Source organism: Lentzea alba (assembly GCF_011067745.1).
Taxonomy (GTDB): Bacteria; Actinomycetota; Actinomycetes; order Mycobacteriales; family Pseudonocardiaceae; genus Lentzea; species Lentzea alba.
This window is the reverse complement of sequence record NZ_JAAMPJ010000005.1, coordinates 571,446-586,166: the sequence shown is the minus strand read 5'-3', so window position 1 is coordinate 586,166 and position 14,721 is coordinate 571,446. Positions and strand designations below refer to the sequence as shown.

Genomic DNA, 14,721 nt, shown 5'->3' with positions numbered 1-14,721 from the left:
GAAAGATGAGAGCCAGACTGGCGGCCGTGCTGGTCGCCGGTCTGGTCGGGACAGTGGTGCAGGTCCTCGGCGCGCCGGTCGCGCACGCCGACGCGGCGGGCAAGGGCGGCGACTACGTGCCCGTGCCGTCGTCGCCGGTCGTGCTCGACACCCGCAGTGGCGTCGGTGCGACGGGTGAGCGCGGCGAGGCCAGCACGACCACCTTCACGGTGACCGGGGGAGCGGTGCCCACCACCGGCGTCGGCTCGGTGGTCATGCGCATCTCGCTGCTCAACCCGACCGAGGCGACGTGGGCCGTGCTGTGGCCGGACGGTCAGGCCCGGCCGGGCACGACGATGATCTCGGCGGGCGTGGGCGAGGACATCTCCAACGTCGCCGTGGTGAAACTCGGCCCGCAGGGCAAGGTGAACGTCTACAACGCGGCCGGTAAGACCCACGTGGTCGCCGAGGTGCAGGGCTACTTCACCAGCGCACAGGGCGCGACCGGCGGCGGCTTCGTCCCGGTGGCGCACACCAGGGTGGTCGACACCCGCAACGGCACCGGCACCACGACCGGCACGATTCCGTCCGGCGGTTCGCGCACGGTGACTCTCACCGGTGGCGTGATCCCTGCCGGCGCGGCCGCGGCGTTCGTGAACCTGCTGGTGCCCAGCGCCACCAAGGCGGGCTGGGTGTCGGCGGGACCGGGGACTTCGGTGAACCGGGCGGTGTTCAACCACGAGGCGGGATCCACCCAGTCCGGCGCGGTGCTCGCACTGTCGACCGACGGCAAGGTGACGTTGCGCAACAACGGGCCCGATCCGATCAACCTGGTCGTCAACGTCGAGGGTTACTTCGGCAAGGTGTCCAACTCCGGCGCCGGCCTGCGCGACCTGACCAAGCGCCTGGTCAACACCCGGACCGCGGGCAACGGCGTGGCGCTGGGCGCGAACGCCGTCATGGACGTCCAGGTCGGCGGCATCACCGGGATGGCGACCGACGGCGTGGCCGGTGCGGCGATCAACATCATCGTCACCCCCGAAGCTGCGGGGTACCTCAAGGCGTGGCCGGCGGGCACGACCGAGCCCGCGCTGACCGTCATGGACTTCAAGGCGAACGTCTGGCGCGGCAACATGATGGTGCTCAAGCCGGGTACCGACGGCAAGATCCGCATTCGCAACGGCAGCTCCCAGCCCGCGCACGTGATCGTGGATCTGCAGGGCTGGTTCGCCGACCCGGTGCCGACCGTGCCGGTCGAGCAGGACTCCAAGATGTCCATGACGATGGCCGCGCCCACGGACACCGCGCCCGCGGGCTACCTCCACCACACCTATGTGGACGATGGCGGCGACATCCGCTGGGGCCTGCAGACGCAGGTGGACGTCGAGGGTGCCGTCACCTGGACGGTGTTGTCCGAAGGGCAGTCGTTCACCGGCCAGCCCGCCATCACCCAGCTGCAGCCCAGCGGCCAGATGAAGATCTTCGCCCTGCGGCCGAACGGTTCCGTGTGGTCCCGCACGCAGACCGGGCTGGCCACCGCCACGTGGGACCCGTGGGTGGACCTGGGCGGCTCGATGGCCGCACCGCCGGAGGCCGCGAAACTCGGCAACGGCACGGTCGTGCTGTTCGCGTCCGACAGCGCGGGCAGGCTGTGGGCGTACGCGCACACCGGTTCGGTTCCGTTCTGGCGCAGCCTGGGTGACCAGGACCTCGTGCCCGGCACCGTGCGCACCGTCGAGGTGCAGGGCGGTGTCCGGATCTTCGGTGTCACCGGCGGCGGTTCGATGAAGACCATCCAGTACTACGACGACGGTGGCCTGTCGGCGTGGACCGATCTCGGTGGCCAGGGCCTCAACGGCAAGCCCGACGTGGTGCTGCGTCCCGGTTTCGTGCCGCAGCTGTTCGTGCGCGGGGCCGACGGCCTGATCCAGACCAAGCTGCAGGACCAGAGCGGCGCGTGGCCCACCGAGTGGCAGGCCATCGGCACCAACGTCATCGCGGGTGCCCCCACGGCGGAGAAGGACCAGGGCCTCGGCAGGATCGCGGTGTCGTACCGCGGCACCAACGACGAGATCTACCGGTTCTACGAGACCGCGACCGGCAGCAACACGTGGGGCGCCCCGGAGAAGATCGGCGGTGCTGAGAGCTCCGACCCCGCGTCGAGCGACCCGACCACGATGAGCTTCCTCAACTCCACCGGCCAGACCGTCATGTTCGGCTTCATCACCATCAACGGCGTTCCACGCTTCTACTCCCGGAAGTAACTCGGCCAGACAGTGCAGGCGGGGCCAGGCCAAGCCTGGCCCCGCCTTTGTCATGATTGGTGTGACAGTGCGTTTCTTGCGGATTCTCCTACCTGTTCTCCTTCTCCTGCCCTTCCTGCCGGCTGTGGCGAGTGCCGGCGGTGTCAGCGTCGTCGGCGCACATCAGGTGCTGTATCGCGGCGGCACCAACGGCTACGGCTGTTTCCGGATCCCGGTGTTGTCCAGAACCGCGTCCGGTGCGCTGCTGGCGTTCGCGGAGGCCCGCAAGTCGCCCACGTGCGGCGACCGCGGTGCCATCGACCTGGTGGTGCGCCGCTCCACCAACGACGGCCGGACCTGGGGACCGATCCGGGTCGTCGCCCAGGGCACGCCGACCGAGCCGTTCGCGCCCTTCACGCGCGGCAACCCGGTGCCGGTGATCGACCGGACCACCGGCAAGATCCTGCTGATCACGACGTCCAACGAGGCGACGCCCACCGGCAAGCGGCTGCCGTGGATCCAGGAGAGCTCCGACGACGGCCTGACGTGGACCGCGCCGAAACCGTTGGGTGCCAGCATGGACGGCACCAACGACGGCTGGTTCGCCACCGGCCCGGCGCACGGCATCCAGCTCGAACACGGCGCGCACGCGGGCCGGCTGATCGTCGGCGCGCACCAGAAGCCGGCCACCGGCGTCGTGCTGGCCGGCGTGCTCTACAGCGACGACCACGGCGCGACCTGGCAGGCCAGCAGAACCGAGAACTCCTATGTGGACGGTGTGCTGAGCCCCGGTGAGATCGTCGTGACCGAGCTGCCGGACGGCTCGGTGTACGCGGGGGCGCGCAACGAGGTCGACGACAGCGACCACCGGGCGAGGGCCGTCAGCACCGACGGCGGCACCACGATGCCGAAGTTCTCGTTGGTGCCGTCGCTGGTCACGCCGAACGTGCAGGGCTCGGTGCTGGCGTTGAAGAACACCTACCGGAGCACACCCGGTGACGTCCTGATCTTCTCCGCTCCGGCCGATCCCGACGACCGCAAGCAGATGCGGATCCGGTACTCCACCGACCGCGGCACCACCTGGGCCGGCGCGCCGAACGGGCTCGTCACCAACGACCGCTCCGGCTACTCGGACATCGCCGAGCTGCCCGGCGGTGAGATCGGCCTGCTGTACGAGGGCGGGACCACGTTCTCCGCCGACGAGATCCGGTTCACCCGCTTCACCCCGGCTCAGCTGGGGCTGCCGGGCACGACCGTCGGAACGCCGTCCAGCCAGCCGGCCCAGGGCGCCGGCCCGACGACCCCGGACAGCACGCCCGAAGCGAATGACGCGTACCTCAAGGGAAACGCGACCATCAACGACGGCCTGCTGCTGGACGGAACCGGCGACTACGCGGACGTGCCGTACACGCGCACGATCGATCCGGGCAGCGGTGACTTCACGCTCTCGCTGCAGTTCCGCTACCAGGCCACGGCTTCGACCCGCAACCAGGTCCTGGCCTGGGGCTATGGCGCGGGTGCGGGTGTGCCGCAGCTGTGGGTGCGCCTGCAACCCGGCGACGACCAGGTCACCGCGTGGGTCGAGGGTTCCGGTGGTGGCGCCAGCGCCTCGGTGAAGGACAGCAGCGGCACCGCGGCCTTCGGGGACAACACCTGGCGTCAGCTGACCGTGGCCAGGACCGGCGGCCAGCTGCGGCTCACGGTGGGCTCGGCATCGGCGACCGCGAGCGGCATCGCGGGGTCGGTGAGTTCCGGCGTGACGGGCATTCGCCTCGGTGGCAAACAGGACGCGGGCGCCAGCGACGCGTTGGCAGGCCGGATCAGGAACGTCGAGCTGACCCGTGGCGGCAAACAGGTGCTGGACCTGGCGATGGCCAGGATCGACGGCGCGGCCGTGCCCGGCAGGACAGCGGTGCCGATCACCGAGGACCTCTCCGGGCACTGCGCCAGGGCGACCGTTCTCGGCGGGATCCAGACCGAAGACGGACGTCCCGGCAGCAGGGCGCTGAAGGTGGACGCGTCACATCCAGGCGTGGAAGCGCCCTTCTCACCGACCTTGGACCTCGGGACCGACGACTTCACGATGGTCGCCTGGTTCAAGTACAGCGCCACGGCTTCGACGCCCAACCAGGCTCTGCTCTGGGCGTACGGCACGACGCCGGGCAAGCGCTCGGTCTGGGTGCGGGCACAACCAGGCCAGGACCGGCTGTTCGCCTGGCTGGAAACCGACACGTCGTCCGTGGGCGTCGCACTGCCGGACACCCCCACCGGCCGGACGGCGTTCGGCGACAACGCCTGGCATCTGCTCGCCCTGACCCGCGCCGGTGGTCAGGTCCAGCTCAGCGTCGACGGTGGAAACCCTGCGACGGCAACGGGTCTGACCGGATCGGTGAGCGCCGATCAGGCCGACGGCATCAAGGGCCTGCGCCTCGGGTCCAAAATGGACGGAACCGACGTGATGCAGGGCTCGCTGGACGACTTCCGGCTGTACCACCGTGCGTTGACCGCCGCCGAGCTCGCCACGGCGGCCACGACCCGGTTCCCGGCCGACCTGCCCGCGCTGTGGTGGAGGTTCGGGGGCCAGAGCACCCAGGCACACGACGTCGTCGATCCGGTGACCGGACCGCAGACCCCGGACGCCTCGGTGCACTGCGGCCCCGCCAAGGTGCTCGGCGGACCCGCCGTCGTCGCGGGCCGGTACGGCACGGGCCTGCAGTTCGACGGCACGGACGACGAGGCCTACCTGCCCTACCGTCCGAGCATCGCGTTGGCGGACGGTGACTTCACGATCTCGACCTGGGTGAAGTACTCCGCCACCAGCGCAAGCGCGGACCAGGTCGTGCTGTGGGCCTACGGCACCGGCGCCGCGGAAAGGTCGATGTGGCTGAGGGCCCAACCCGGCAAGGACCGGTTCTACGGTTACGTCCAGACCGACACCGGCGCCTACGAAATGGCCGTCACCGACCCCTCGGCAGCCGCGGGATTCGGTGACAACGCCTGGCACCTCGTGACGATCCGCCGTTCCGGCAACACACTGGAACTGCTCGTCGACAACAACCGGTCCAGCGGCCCGGTCGCCGGATCCCTGACCTACGGCGACACGTTCGCCGTGGGCGGCATCCGTCTCGGGGTCAAGCCGGACGGCACCAACCGGTTCAAGGGAACGCTGGACGAGTTCCGGATTCACCGCCGCGCGCTCAGCGACACCGAGCTGACGGGCAACGTGGACTTCGGGCCGGTGACGGCAGTGCATCTGCCCTTCACCAACGCGTCGTAAACCGAACTCGGTGGTCTTGCCCGGTCGGCCAGGCAAGACCACCGAGCAACGTTGGCCGTGGTCATGAGGGGAACAGCTTCCAGTGCCCCTCGGAGACGACCTCGACGGTGCCGTCGGTCACCTTGATGGCCGTCTGGTCGTCAATCGCGTACGCCGGACCCGCGATCTCGGCTGCCCATCTCTCGGCAGCAGCCATGGTGTTGTCCGGCAGGAGACCCAAGTGCGGGAAGATCGAGAAATCGACGACCCCGAGGGTGCTGTCACCCCCGTCGGGGGACGTCCACTCGACGAAGTCGTCACCGATCCTGGGGGTCAGCACCATGCTGCCGGCGCTCAGCCCCACCCAGACGGTGTCCTGCAGCGAAGGCAGGAGGTCCGCCAGCCCGGACTGCCGCATCCAGTGGCCCAGGTACAGCGCATCGCCGCCGGCCACCAGCAGGACGTCAGCCTCTCGCACCCAGGGGGCCCACCGCTGCTCGCCGATGCTCGGCAACGCTGTCAGCTCCAGCACGCCCAGCGACTTCCACCCCAGGTCGCACATGGGTAGTGGCGTCTGGCCGGTGATGAAGCGCCAGGCCGAGGCCGGCCCACACAGGGGATGGCCGTACTGCGCCGTAGGGATGCACAGAGCACTGGAGTCGGCGATCGGCTTGCCCAGCAAGTCGACCAACGCACCGCGGATGCTCGGGTTCGTGACGCCTGCGGACGTGAGAAGAAGCCTCACGCTTGCCTCCTGCACGTAGTGGCCATGACGCTCTGCGGAGAGCGTCAGGAGATCGGGTGTACGGGAAGACGGACTGGACACCACGGGGAAACTCATCGCTGCCGGTGGGACGATCGACACCATGCACCCGAGGCCGTTGACCCAGTCCCGCGCTTGGCGCCGTCGGGGAGACGGATCCTGATGAGCTGCCATCACCCGACCTGCTCGACATCCAGCCTGCTTGACAGGGCGGGCGAGCAAAATGCCACAGTTCCGCATATAGGTGATTCGATCAATTCTTGATCACGCGAGAAGCCTTGATCAGTATCGATGCGTCTTGACGCGTTCACTTGCCGGATATACCATTAATTGTGATCTTCGGGGGTTGATCATTGTATTCTGACAAGATTATTGGGGGGCATTCGATGTACTTGCGAAAAGCTGCTTTGGTGCTGAGTGCTGCGTTGCTCGCGGTCGGTGGCGTGGTCATGTCCGGGATGGTCGCGAATGCTGAGACCGTGCCGGGCGGGGACCGCTCGAACGGTGCTGCCGTCCCGTCTTCCGTTGGTGCACTGGGCACGTTGCCCAGCTGTGCGGAGTACGACGGCTACCAGGTGGACGCATGGGTGATCAATCACTGCAACTACACGATTCACGCGAAGATTCTCTGGTCTTTCGCGTCGGACACTGCATGCTATGAGCTCGACCCTGGGGAGAGTCTGTCCTCGTACCGGCCGTGGCCGGCGCGTTTCGACGGCGCGGTGTCGTGCTGATTTCTTGAGACTCTCGTTCAGTCTCTTCTTTTCGGTCAGTTCTTGGGGCGCTGCTTGATTCCGGCGGCGAGAAGGTCGACCATTTCGGCGATCCGTGCCGCGCGCAGTTCCGGGCGGCGTTTGGTGCCGTCGATCCAGCGCAGGTAGGCGCGGCGGTAGAACTGGGCGAGAGAGTCGAAGAACGCGCCGGCCGCGGGCGCGGAGTCGAGCGCGGCCGCGATGTCCTCGGCGAGGTCGGCGCGTTGCGGGCCTTCCGGGGACAACGCGACCTCGACAGCATCGCCGGGCGCCAGGCTGTTGTCGCGCAGCCAGGCGGCGGTGAGGACGATCCGGCGGTCGGCGCCGGAAGTCTCGATGACGCCGCGGATGCGCACCTCGTTGATGGTGCCGGTGACGTGGTGCCGGGACTTGACTCCCCAGACCTGGTCGGGGTCGAACGGGACGGGCACGACCACGCGGCCGCGCCCCTCCGCGCGGACCGTGCCGGTGAAACGGCGCGTCGCCATGAGCAGCGATCGTAACGGGCGCTGTGGTCTGCCGGCTGCCGGACGATGACCACGAAAGTCCCGGAACGATCCGGTGGTGCGGTGGGAGGGGACGGGCGATCCGGCCCCTCCCACGCGTCACGCCCCGGGATGCGGCAGCTGAAGGCGAGCGCCGAGACGGCGACCCACGCACCCCGGCGGTCCTTGAATCCTTTGTAGACCTTCGAGAACCCGGCGGGTTTGCGGCACAGCAGGCGCCCCTGCTCCTTCCCGCGCACGAAGTCCTGCAGCAGCCAGGTCCTGAGCAGCGACGTTCGGCCTGTGGCGAAGCAACCTGAACGCTTTTGGTCCGCGTTGGCAAATACGGGGTGCAAGGGCGAAGCGAAACCCCGAGGAGCTTCATGTCGTCAGACGCGGAACTGATCGGCAGATCGCTGCGCGGAGACACCGATGCCTTCGTGGAAGTGATCAGTCGCCACGAAGCCGCGATCGGGAACTACCTCGCGCGCAGAGTGGGACGGCAGGCCGCCGAGGACGTCCTCGGTGATGTGTGGGTGGCGGCTTACGAGTCCCGTGCGACCTATGACAGTTCGTACCCCGAAGCCAGGGCTTGGTTGTACGGCGTCGCGCTGAACAGGCTGCGGCGGCACTGGCGGTCCGAACCGGCCGAAGAGCCGGCGTCGGACCTGACCCGCCTGGCGAGCGACTGGGATCCCTGGCCGACGGTGGACGCGCGGGTGGACGCGCAGGCGCCGCTGCGCAAGGCACTGGCTCGGCTCAAACCGGAAGAGCGGGAAGTGCTGGGGCTGGTCGCCTGGGAAGACCTGACGGTCGCGGAGGCCGGGCGAGTGCTCGACATCCCGGCGGGTACGGCACGGCGCCTGTTGCACCAGGCGCGCAAGTCGTTGCGCGAGTCCCCCGAGGTGGCCGCGCTGCTGCAAGTCCCGACAACGTGAAAAGACAACCCATGGATGAGATGGACCTCATGAAGAGCCTGCGTGATGTGCCGTCCCCGAGTCCTGAGGCCTATGGCCGTGCTCGCACGGCACTGCACACAGCGATGGCGGAACCCGTGAACAACGTCGTGCGACCGAAGCGCTGGTTCTCCTGGCCCAAGGCGAGCATTGCCGCCGTGGGCGCGGCAGCCGTCGCGGTGGCCGTGGTGATGGGTACGACGGGCGGCGACGTCCCGGCCGGGCCCTCCGACGCGGCGGCCCCGCAGGCGGTCGAGTCACCGCTCGTGAAGCTGGCGTCCGAGGTCAAGGCGGGTGCCCCGCTGTCCGGTGACTCGTCGCTGGTCATCGGCACGAAGACCGCGCCGGACGGCTCGCCGCACGTCTTCTACACCGTCTACACCGACAGGGGTCAGGTCTTCACGGGAGACTCGGCGCAGACCCTGGCGGCCTCGGTGACCAAGAACGACAACCAGGCTCGGCCGTACGACGAGAAGGTGATGGCGGCGGCCCGCCAGGCCGCGAACGGCGACGTGGAGAAGGCCAGGATCGCGATGGTCACCGCGTCCAACAACGCCCTGGGGGTCGGCCTGAGCCCCGCCGAGGCGGAGAAGGCCTGGGCGGACGCTCAGGCGAAGACGGCGGAGATGCTCCGCAAGGTCGGCAAGGAGGTTCCCGCCCCCAGGCCGCGTCCGACGGGCCAGGAGCTGGAGAACCTCATCAGCAACCACCTGTGGAGCAACACCACGTACGCGCTGTTCGTCGGCGCCGCCAACGCGGACGTCCGCGCGGGTGTGCTGAAGCTGCTCGCGACCATCAAGGAAGTGACCGTCGGCAACACCGACGTCGACGGCCAGCGGGCGCTGACCATCACCACGAGCCCCGAAATCCTGGGCGGCGACGGTTCGGCGGTGCTCACCATCAACGCCGACAACGGCCTGCCCATCCGGGACGAGACCTTCCCGGCCAAGAACTCGCCGCAACCGTCGAAGTACGGGGTGGTGCACTACAAGTCGTCCCGCGTGATCCTCACCGACGTGATGGCGGGAAAAATCTGATTGTCCGCGCTTTCCCGAAGCAACCGCGCGTGCGCTGAGAGCGTTTGTCAAAGTGCAGGGGAAAATCCCCTCGCTAAAGTTCTGGAGAACATGTGAACCCGTTTCGAAAGACGCTGAGTGCTGCCGTGCTGGCCGGCGCCGCTGTCCTGGCTGTCACGTCCGCCGCTCAAGGGGCCAACGCGCAGCCGAGCGCCGGCCCCGTGTGGTGCACCAGCGCGCACATCGACGTGAAGGCTCACGACGCGCACTCACCGAGCAAGACCGACAAGCTGTTCTGGATCAGGTTCACCGCCAAGGAGGGTGCCAACTGCAAGATCGGCGGCACCCTCAGCAACGTGCGGTTTGTCGACACCAACGGCAACGACGTGGGTGCCCGTCTCACCGGTGGGCAGAACGGCAAGTACGTCGAACTGCCGGTCGACGGTGTCCGCGAGGCGGCGGTCTACGTGACCACGAAGCGTGGAGGCCAGAGGTTTGCGCCTGCCGGGATCATCTTCAACCTGCCGGGTCAGGGGCGACTGGGCGACCTGGTGAAGCTCCCGTGGCCGTCTGACCTCGGCGAGTTCGTGACGGTCACCGACCTCATGGCGCCGGTCAGCTGACAATTCGCCGGTTGAATTCCTGCGGTGGTTCCGTCCGCTTCGGTGTGCGGGACCACCGCAGCTTTGCTGCTATTTGTGCTGGGCCGAATTACGCCTTTCGCGCGACGCCCGCAGATAACCCATCACCAACGATTCCAGATCGGGTTCGGTGCTCGCCCAGCCCCGCGGTGCCGGCTCGGCCTCCCGCAGCAGCAGGGTGGACTGGCGCTCGGTGCGGGTCGCGCTGATCAGCGTTCCCTCCACAGTGGACTCGCCGGCGGCCGGGCCCACCAGGATCCGGTGCCGCGCCAGGACTTCCTGGATGTCACCGTCGACCTGGACCCGGCCTTCGTCGATCAGCAGGATGTGGTCGCACACCTCGTGCAGGTCGCTCAGCAGATGCGAGGACATGACCACCGTGGTGCCGCGGTCGGCGACCTCGGTCATGATGATCCGCAACGTCTCGTCGCGGGCCAGGGGATCCAGGTCGGCCAGCGGTTCGTCCAGGAGCAGCAGCCGGGGGAGCCGTCCGAGTGCGAGTGCGATGGCCACCTGGGTCCGGCCACCCCCGGACAGGCTGCCGACCTTCGCGTTGTGGTCCACGCCCGCCTGCAGTCCGAGCACCTCGCGGACCCGCTCGGTGGACCAGCGGTCGTTCATGGCGGCGCAGAGGCGCACCAGTTCGCGCACCGTCAGGTCGTGGTAGAGCGGTCGCTCCTGTGCCAGGAACGCGACGTCCGGATGGATGCGCCCCTGCACCGGGGTGCCGAACACCTTCAGCTCACCGGTCGTCGGGCGGGACAGGCCCGCGGCCATGCGCAGCAGGGTGCTCTTGCCCGCGCCGTTCGGGCCGACCAGAGCGACGACCTTGCCCTCGGGGATGGCGAAACCGCAGTCGCGGACCGCCCAGCGGGCGCGGTATCGCTTGCCCACGGCGGTGGCGGTCAACGAGTTCATGATCGTTCCTCGGCGGGGTAGTGCTCGTCGCGGACCGCCACGTAGAGAGCGTCCACGTCCTCGACGACGAGGCCGCTCTGCTGGGCGCGGTCCATCCAGCCGGACAGTTCCTGCCGCAGCGGCGCGTCGTCACCGGTGGTGGCTTCGGAGGACAGCGACTTGGTCACGAAGGTGCCCAGACCGCGACGGCCCTGCGCCAGTCCGTCCCGTTCCAGCTCGCGATAGGCCTTGAGCACGGTGTTGGGGTTGATGGCGGTCGCCTCCACCACCTCCCGCGCCGACGGCAGCCGGTCACCGGGGTTCAGCAGTCCCAGTCGCATGGCTTGTTTGACCTGCTGGATGATCTGCACGTAGGTGGAGACCCCGGAACGCCGGTCGATCCGGAACTCGATCACATCGGTCAGCATAGGTGCTCCCCCAGCTCAGAGCCTCCGCAACGCTCAGTTCTGGCGCCGCAGCACCCAGGCGGTACCGGCCAGCAGCAGCACGGCGAGGCCGCCGAAGATCGCCACGTCGGCCAGGTGTACCTGCCAGGCCTGACTTTCTCCGATGACGTCCGCGTACTGCTTGGCGAGACCGGACTTCGGCAGGCACGCCAGGAACTCCTGTTGCGACTCCGGTGTTCCCGCCCCGGCCGGCGTCGTCTTGCAGGCCTGGATCAGCGCGTTGACCTCGTCCTCGGGGACCGGTTGCCCGGCGGTGTCGAGATAGCCGTCGGCCAGCACAAGGCTGCCGTCCTCGTGCACGGTCAGCTGCCGGTCGGGCGTGCCCTCCACGCGCTGGGTGGGAACCAGGCTGTTCACGAGGCCGGACAAGGCGAAGCGCACGACGACGAACGCACCGAGCCCCGCGGTCATCGCCACCAGGGTGCGGCGGGACACCACACCGAGGAAGGTGCCGAGCGCGAAGGCGAACAGCGCGTAGCCGACCGGTGAGGCGTGCGCGATGCCGAAGTTCAGGGCCGTGAACGCACCGTTCTTCAACGGCCCCAGCGTGCCTGCCGCGGACAGCCACCACGTGACCAGGTACTGCAGCGCGATCAACACGACCAACGCCGGCACCAGCGCGATGACCAGCTTGCTGAGCATCCACCGGGTGCGGCTCACCGACTGGGTGAAGGCGAGCACGTACGTGCCCTGTTCCAGTTCCCGGGCGAACAGGGGTGCCCCGATGAAGACGCCGATCAGGGCGGGGACGCAGATGATCAGCAGCCGCGCCATGTCCAGCGGGTTCGACCACTCCTCCTGGAAGGCCTTCGCCGCTTCGGGCACCGCGCAGTCCTGCAGGGGCTGTGTCACGCAGGCGGTGAGCTGCGACGAGGTGATGCTGTCGAGCATGCTCGAGCGCAGCAGGGCGATGGCGCCCACGCCGACGACCAGCAGGCCGAGCAAAGTGATCAGTTGCAGGCGTTGCTGCCGCCACGAGGCCCAGATCATGCTGCTTCCCCCTGTGCTGCCGCGCGCATGTGGCGGAGTGCCAGTTCGCCGAGTGGAACGCCGTTCGCGCTGAGCCGGCTCACGTCGCCGGCCAGCAGGATCCGTCCTTTGTGGAGCAGGACGAGGTGGTCGCACACGCCTTCCAGTTCTGCCAGCACGTGTGAGGACAACACCACGGTGATGCCCTGGCTCCTCGCCTCGGTGAGCAGCGTGCGCAGCACGGCCTCGCGGGCGAGCGGGTCCAGATCGGCCAGCGGCTCGTCGAGCAGCAGCAGGCCCGGACGCTTGCCCAGGGCCAGCGCCAAAGCAACGCGGGTGCGTTGTCCGCCGGACAGGGTGCCCACCTTCGCGCCCATCGGCACCCCCGCCTGTGCGATCAGGTGCTCGGCGTAGCGCTGGTCCCAGGTGGGGTTGGTCCGCGCCCCGAACGTCAGCGTCTCGGTCACGGTGAACTGCGGGTACAGCGGCTTCTGCTGGGCCAGGTAGGACACCGCGGGGTGCAGGCCCCTGCCCGCCGGACGGTCGCCGAAGACGGCGATCGCGCCGGTCGTCGGACGCAGCAACCCGGTGATCAGCCCCATCAGCGTGCTCTTGCCGGCACCGTTCGGCCCGACGAGGGCCACGACCCGGTTGCCCGGGATCACCAGGGACGTCTCTCGCAGGGCCCAGCCTCTGCGGTACTTCTTGCCCAGGCCTTCGGCTACGACCGGAAGTACCTGGTCAGGCCGTCTTTGCAAGTTCATGGCCGTCTCCTCTTCGTCGTCGGCTGCGGCGAAGGTAGCACCTTTCACTAGTGAAGTAGTGAACCAGTGATTCCACCCTCACGGACGCAACCTGCGGCCGAGCGACAGTCCACGTGGGCCGACGCTTTCATCGTTGCGAAAGTCCGGCGAAAGTGCCGCCGAGAGTCTTGCCATGTCATCGGCCATGCGGGTCGAAGGACATCGAACAACTCGGAGGTTGTACGACATGGTCAAGAAGGCGGCTCTCACGCTCGGCGCTCTCGCGCTCGCCATTGGTGGTGCGGCGATGGTCGCGCCGGCGGCGCACGCGGACAGCAGCGCCAACACCAGTGCCGGCGCCAAGGCGACGTTCACTTCGGACGGTGAGGTCTTCAAGCTGTACGACAACAAGTGCGACGGCTACAGCGTGTACCTCGTGTACAAGCTCCGCGGTGGCTCCGAGAACCGGATCGACTTCAGCGGCGGATGCAACAAGAGCGGCTCGTACGACAAGGACTTCGCCGAAGGCTCCAAGGTCGAGTACAAGGCGTGCGTGAACGTCAACAACCTTCCCGACAAGTGCTCGGCCTGGTCGACCGACTTCGCCTGATGAGCAGGGCCGGGACACCGGCAGCAGCCAGACCACGGCCGATCCACCAGGAGTGCCCCCCTGGTGGATCGTCCGTGGTGCTGCCCGCGTTGGTGGCGTTGAGCGGTGTCCGGTGAACGCCTGACAGTCCCGGCCGGTCCGGGCGGCTGTGATGGAGTCACCGAAGGGGGAGGGGCATGGAGTTCCGGGTGTTGGGGGAGATGGAGGTCCGGCGCGCCGACCGGGTCGAGGTGCTGGCCGGCCGGTTGCGGCGGGTGCTGCTCGGCGTGCTGCTGGTCCGCGCCGGGCGGCCGGTGCCGGTGGACGTGCTGACGGACGCGCTGTGGGGAGAGCAGCGGGATCCGCGGGCGCCGCAGAAGTTGCAGCTGCACGTGCATCGGCTGCGTGCGGCGCTCGGTGCGCCGGATCGGTTGTCGTTCGGAGCCGCGGGCTACCAGTTGCGGGCCCGGCCGGAGGAGGTCGACGCGGAACGGTTCGCGGTGCTGGTCAAAGCGGGTGCGGCGGCGACGGAACGGGAGCCGCAGCGGGCGATCGGGCTGTTGCGGTCGGCGATGGCGTTGTGGCGCGGGGAGCCGTTCGCCGGCGTGGAGGTGCCGGTGCTCGCCGACTGGGGGCGTCGGCTGGCCGAGCACCGCCTCGCCGCGATCGAGTCGCTGCACCAGGCGGAGCTGGCGTGCGGTCTGCACGAGGCGGTCATCGGTGAGCTTTCCGGTCTGGCCAGGGAACATCCGCTGCGGGAGCGGTTGCACGAGCTGCTGATGACCGCGCTGTACCGCGCCGGTCGCCGGTCGGAGGCGTTGGACGTGTACCGCCGGGCGCGCCACGCCCTGGTGTCCGAGCTCGGCCTGGAGCCGGGGGCGGTGCTGCGCGAGCTGCACCGCTGTGTGCTCACCGGCGCCTTTCCCGAACCGGTGCCGAGTGCTGTCCTCGGGCGAGCTGGGTGA

Annotated in this window: 13 protein-coding genes and 1 pseudogene; 8 read left to right on the top strand and 6 right to left on the bottom strand. The window is 68.7% G+C overall.

Annotation, left to right across the window (positions count from 1 at the left end):
• Positions 1-5: 5 nt before the first annotated feature.
• Together G7043_RS21890 and G7043_RS21885 are read left to right on the top strand one after the other, a co-directional pair.
• Complete coding sequence (locus G7043_RS21890) at positions 6-2,243, top strand: hypothetical protein (RefSeq protein WP_166048114.1); 2,238 nt, start codon at positions 6-8, stop codon at positions 2,241-2,243.
• 61 nt (positions 2,244-2,304) lie between these two features.
• Positions 2,305-5,499, top strand: a complete 3,195-nt coding sequence (locus G7043_RS21885) for a LamG-like jellyroll fold domain-containing protein (RefSeq protein WP_166048112.1) — start codon at positions 2,305-2,307, stop codon at positions 5,497-5,499.
• Between the two features lie 61 nt (positions 5,500-5,560).
• Here the strand turns inward: G7043_RS21885 and G7043_RS21880 are convergent, their stop codons facing one another.
• Positions 5,561-6,223 carry a Type 1 glutamine amidotransferase-like domain-containing protein gene (locus G7043_RS21880; RefSeq protein WP_166048110.1) on the bottom strand — a complete coding sequence of 221 codons (663 nt, stop codon included), beginning with the start codon at positions 6,221-6,223 and terminating at the stop codon, positions 5,561-5,563.
• A gap of 404 nt (positions 6,224-6,627) precedes the next feature.
• Between G7043_RS21880 and G7043_RS21875 the strand changes: the two genes are divergently transcribed.
• The gene (locus G7043_RS21875) at positions 6,628-6,975 is read left to right on the top strand and encodes a hypothetical protein (RefSeq protein WP_207311462.1); all 348 of its coding nucleotides are present in this window, start codon (positions 6,628-6,630) and stop codon (positions 6,973-6,975) included.
• A 35-nt stretch (positions 6,976-7,010) separates the two neighbouring features.
• Here G7043_RS21875 and G7043_RS21870 read toward each other — a convergent pair whose 3' ends face one another.
• Complete coding sequence (locus tag G7043_RS21870) at positions 7,011-7,481, bottom strand: YdeI/OmpD-associated family protein (RefSeq protein ID WP_166048106.1); 471 nt, start codon at positions 7,479-7,481, stop codon at positions 7,011-7,013.
• A gap of 380 nt (positions 7,482-7,861) precedes the next feature.
• Between G7043_RS21870 and G7043_RS21865 the strand changes: the two genes are divergently transcribed.
• The 3 genes from G7043_RS21865 (at position 7,862) to G7043_RS21855 (ending at position 10,073) form a co-directional block, all read left to right on the top strand.
• Positions 7,862-8,416 (top strand): RNA polymerase sigma factor, encoded by a 555-nt coding sequence (locus tag G7043_RS21865; RefSeq protein ID WP_166048104.1) that lies wholly within the window; start codon positions 7,862-7,864, stop codon positions 8,414-8,416.
• Positions 8,417-8,445: 29 nt separating this feature from the next.
• Positions 8,446-9,471, top strand: a complete 1,026-nt coding sequence (locus G7043_RS21860) for a hypothetical protein (protein ID WP_242642478.1) — start codon at positions 8,446-8,448, stop codon at positions 9,469-9,471.
• Between the two features lie 92 nt (positions 9,472-9,563).
• Complete coding sequence (locus G7043_RS21855) at positions 9,564-10,073, top strand: hypothetical protein (RefSeq protein WP_166048102.1); 510 nt, start codon at positions 9,564-9,566, stop codon at positions 10,071-10,073.
• Between the two features lie 69 nt (positions 10,074-10,142).
• On the opposite strand, the gene G7043_RS21850 is transcribed toward G7043_RS21855, so the two are convergent.
• The 4 genes and pseudogenes from G7043_RS21850 to G7043_RS21835 all read right to left on the bottom strand — a co-directional run.
• Positions 10,143-11,009 carry an ABC transporter ATP-binding protein gene (locus G7043_RS21850; RefSeq protein ID WP_166048100.1) on the bottom strand — a complete coding sequence of 289 codons (867 nt, stop codon included), beginning with the start codon at positions 11,007-11,009 and terminating at the stop codon, positions 10,143-10,145.
• Positions 11,006-11,404, bottom strand: a complete 399-nt coding sequence (locus G7043_RS21845; RefSeq protein WP_313888018.1) for a GntR family transcriptional regulator — start codon at positions 11,402-11,404, stop codon at positions 11,006-11,008. Before G7043_RS21845 ends, G7043_RS21850 begins: the two co-directional genes overlap by 4 nt.
• 45 nt (positions 11,405-11,449) lie before the next feature.
• Positions 11,450-12,445 carry an ABC transporter permease gene (locus tag G7043_RS21840; RefSeq protein WP_166048096.1) on the bottom strand — a complete coding sequence of 332 codons (996 nt, stop codon included), beginning with the start codon at positions 12,443-12,445 and terminating at the stop codon, positions 11,450-11,452.
• A gap of 224 nt (positions 12,446-12,669) precedes the next feature.
• A pseudogene (locus G7043_RS21835) lies at positions 12,670-13,188 on the bottom strand (ATP-binding cassette domain-containing protein); the annotation flags it as partial.
• 226 nt (positions 13,189-13,414) lie between these two features.
• Here G7043_RS21835 and G7043_RS21830 point away from each other — a divergent pair.
• Complete coding sequence (locus G7043_RS21830; protein WP_166048093.1) at positions 13,415-13,777, top strand: hypothetical protein; 363 nt, start codon at positions 13,415-13,417, stop codon at positions 13,775-13,777.
• Between the two features lie 176 nt (positions 13,778-13,953).
• Positions 13,954-14,721, top strand: coding sequence for an AfsR/SARP family transcriptional regulator (locus tag G7043_RS21825; protein ID WP_166048091.1), 768 nt, complete (start codon positions 13,954-13,956; stop codon positions 14,719-14,721).

Excerpts from the sequence above, each read along its gene's own strand:
- G7043_RS21860 (WP_242642478.1), top strand. The coding sequence starts at position 8,446 with ATGAAGAGCCTGCGTGATGTGCCGTCCCCGAGTCCTGAGGCCTATGGC.
- G7043_RS21830 (WP_166048093.1), top strand. The coding sequence starts at position 13,415 with ATGGTCAAGAAGGCGGCTCTCACGCTCGGCGCTCTCGCGCTCGCCATT.
- G7043_RS21825 (WP_166048091.1), top strand. The coding sequence starts at position 13,954 with ATGGAGTTCCGGGTGTTGGGGGAGATGGAGGTCCGGCGCGCCGACCGG.
- G7043_RS21865 (WP_166048104.1), top strand. The coding sequence starts at position 7,862 with ATGTCGTCAGACGCGGAACTGATCGGCAGATCGCTGCGCGGAGACACC.
- G7043_RS21870 (WP_166048106.1), bottom strand. The coding sequence starts at position 7,481 with ATGGCGACGCGCCGTTTCACCGGCACGGTCCGCGCGGAGGGGCGCGGC.
- G7043_RS21890 (WP_166048114.1), top strand. The coding sequence starts at position 6 with ATGAGAGCCAGACTGGCGGCCGTGCTGGTCGCCGGTCTGGTCGGGACA.
- G7043_RS21850 (WP_166048100.1), bottom strand. The coding sequence starts at position 11,009 with ATGAACTCGTTGACCGCCACCGCCGTGGGCAAGCGATACCGCGCCCGC.
- G7043_RS21875 (WP_207311462.1), top strand. The coding sequence starts at position 6,628 with ATGTACTTGCGAAAAGCTGCTTTGGTGCTGAGTGCTGCGTTGCTCGCG.
- G7043_RS21840 (WP_166048096.1), bottom strand. The coding sequence starts at position 12,445 with ATGATCTGGGCCTCGTGGCGGCAGCAACGCCTGCAACTGATCACTTTG.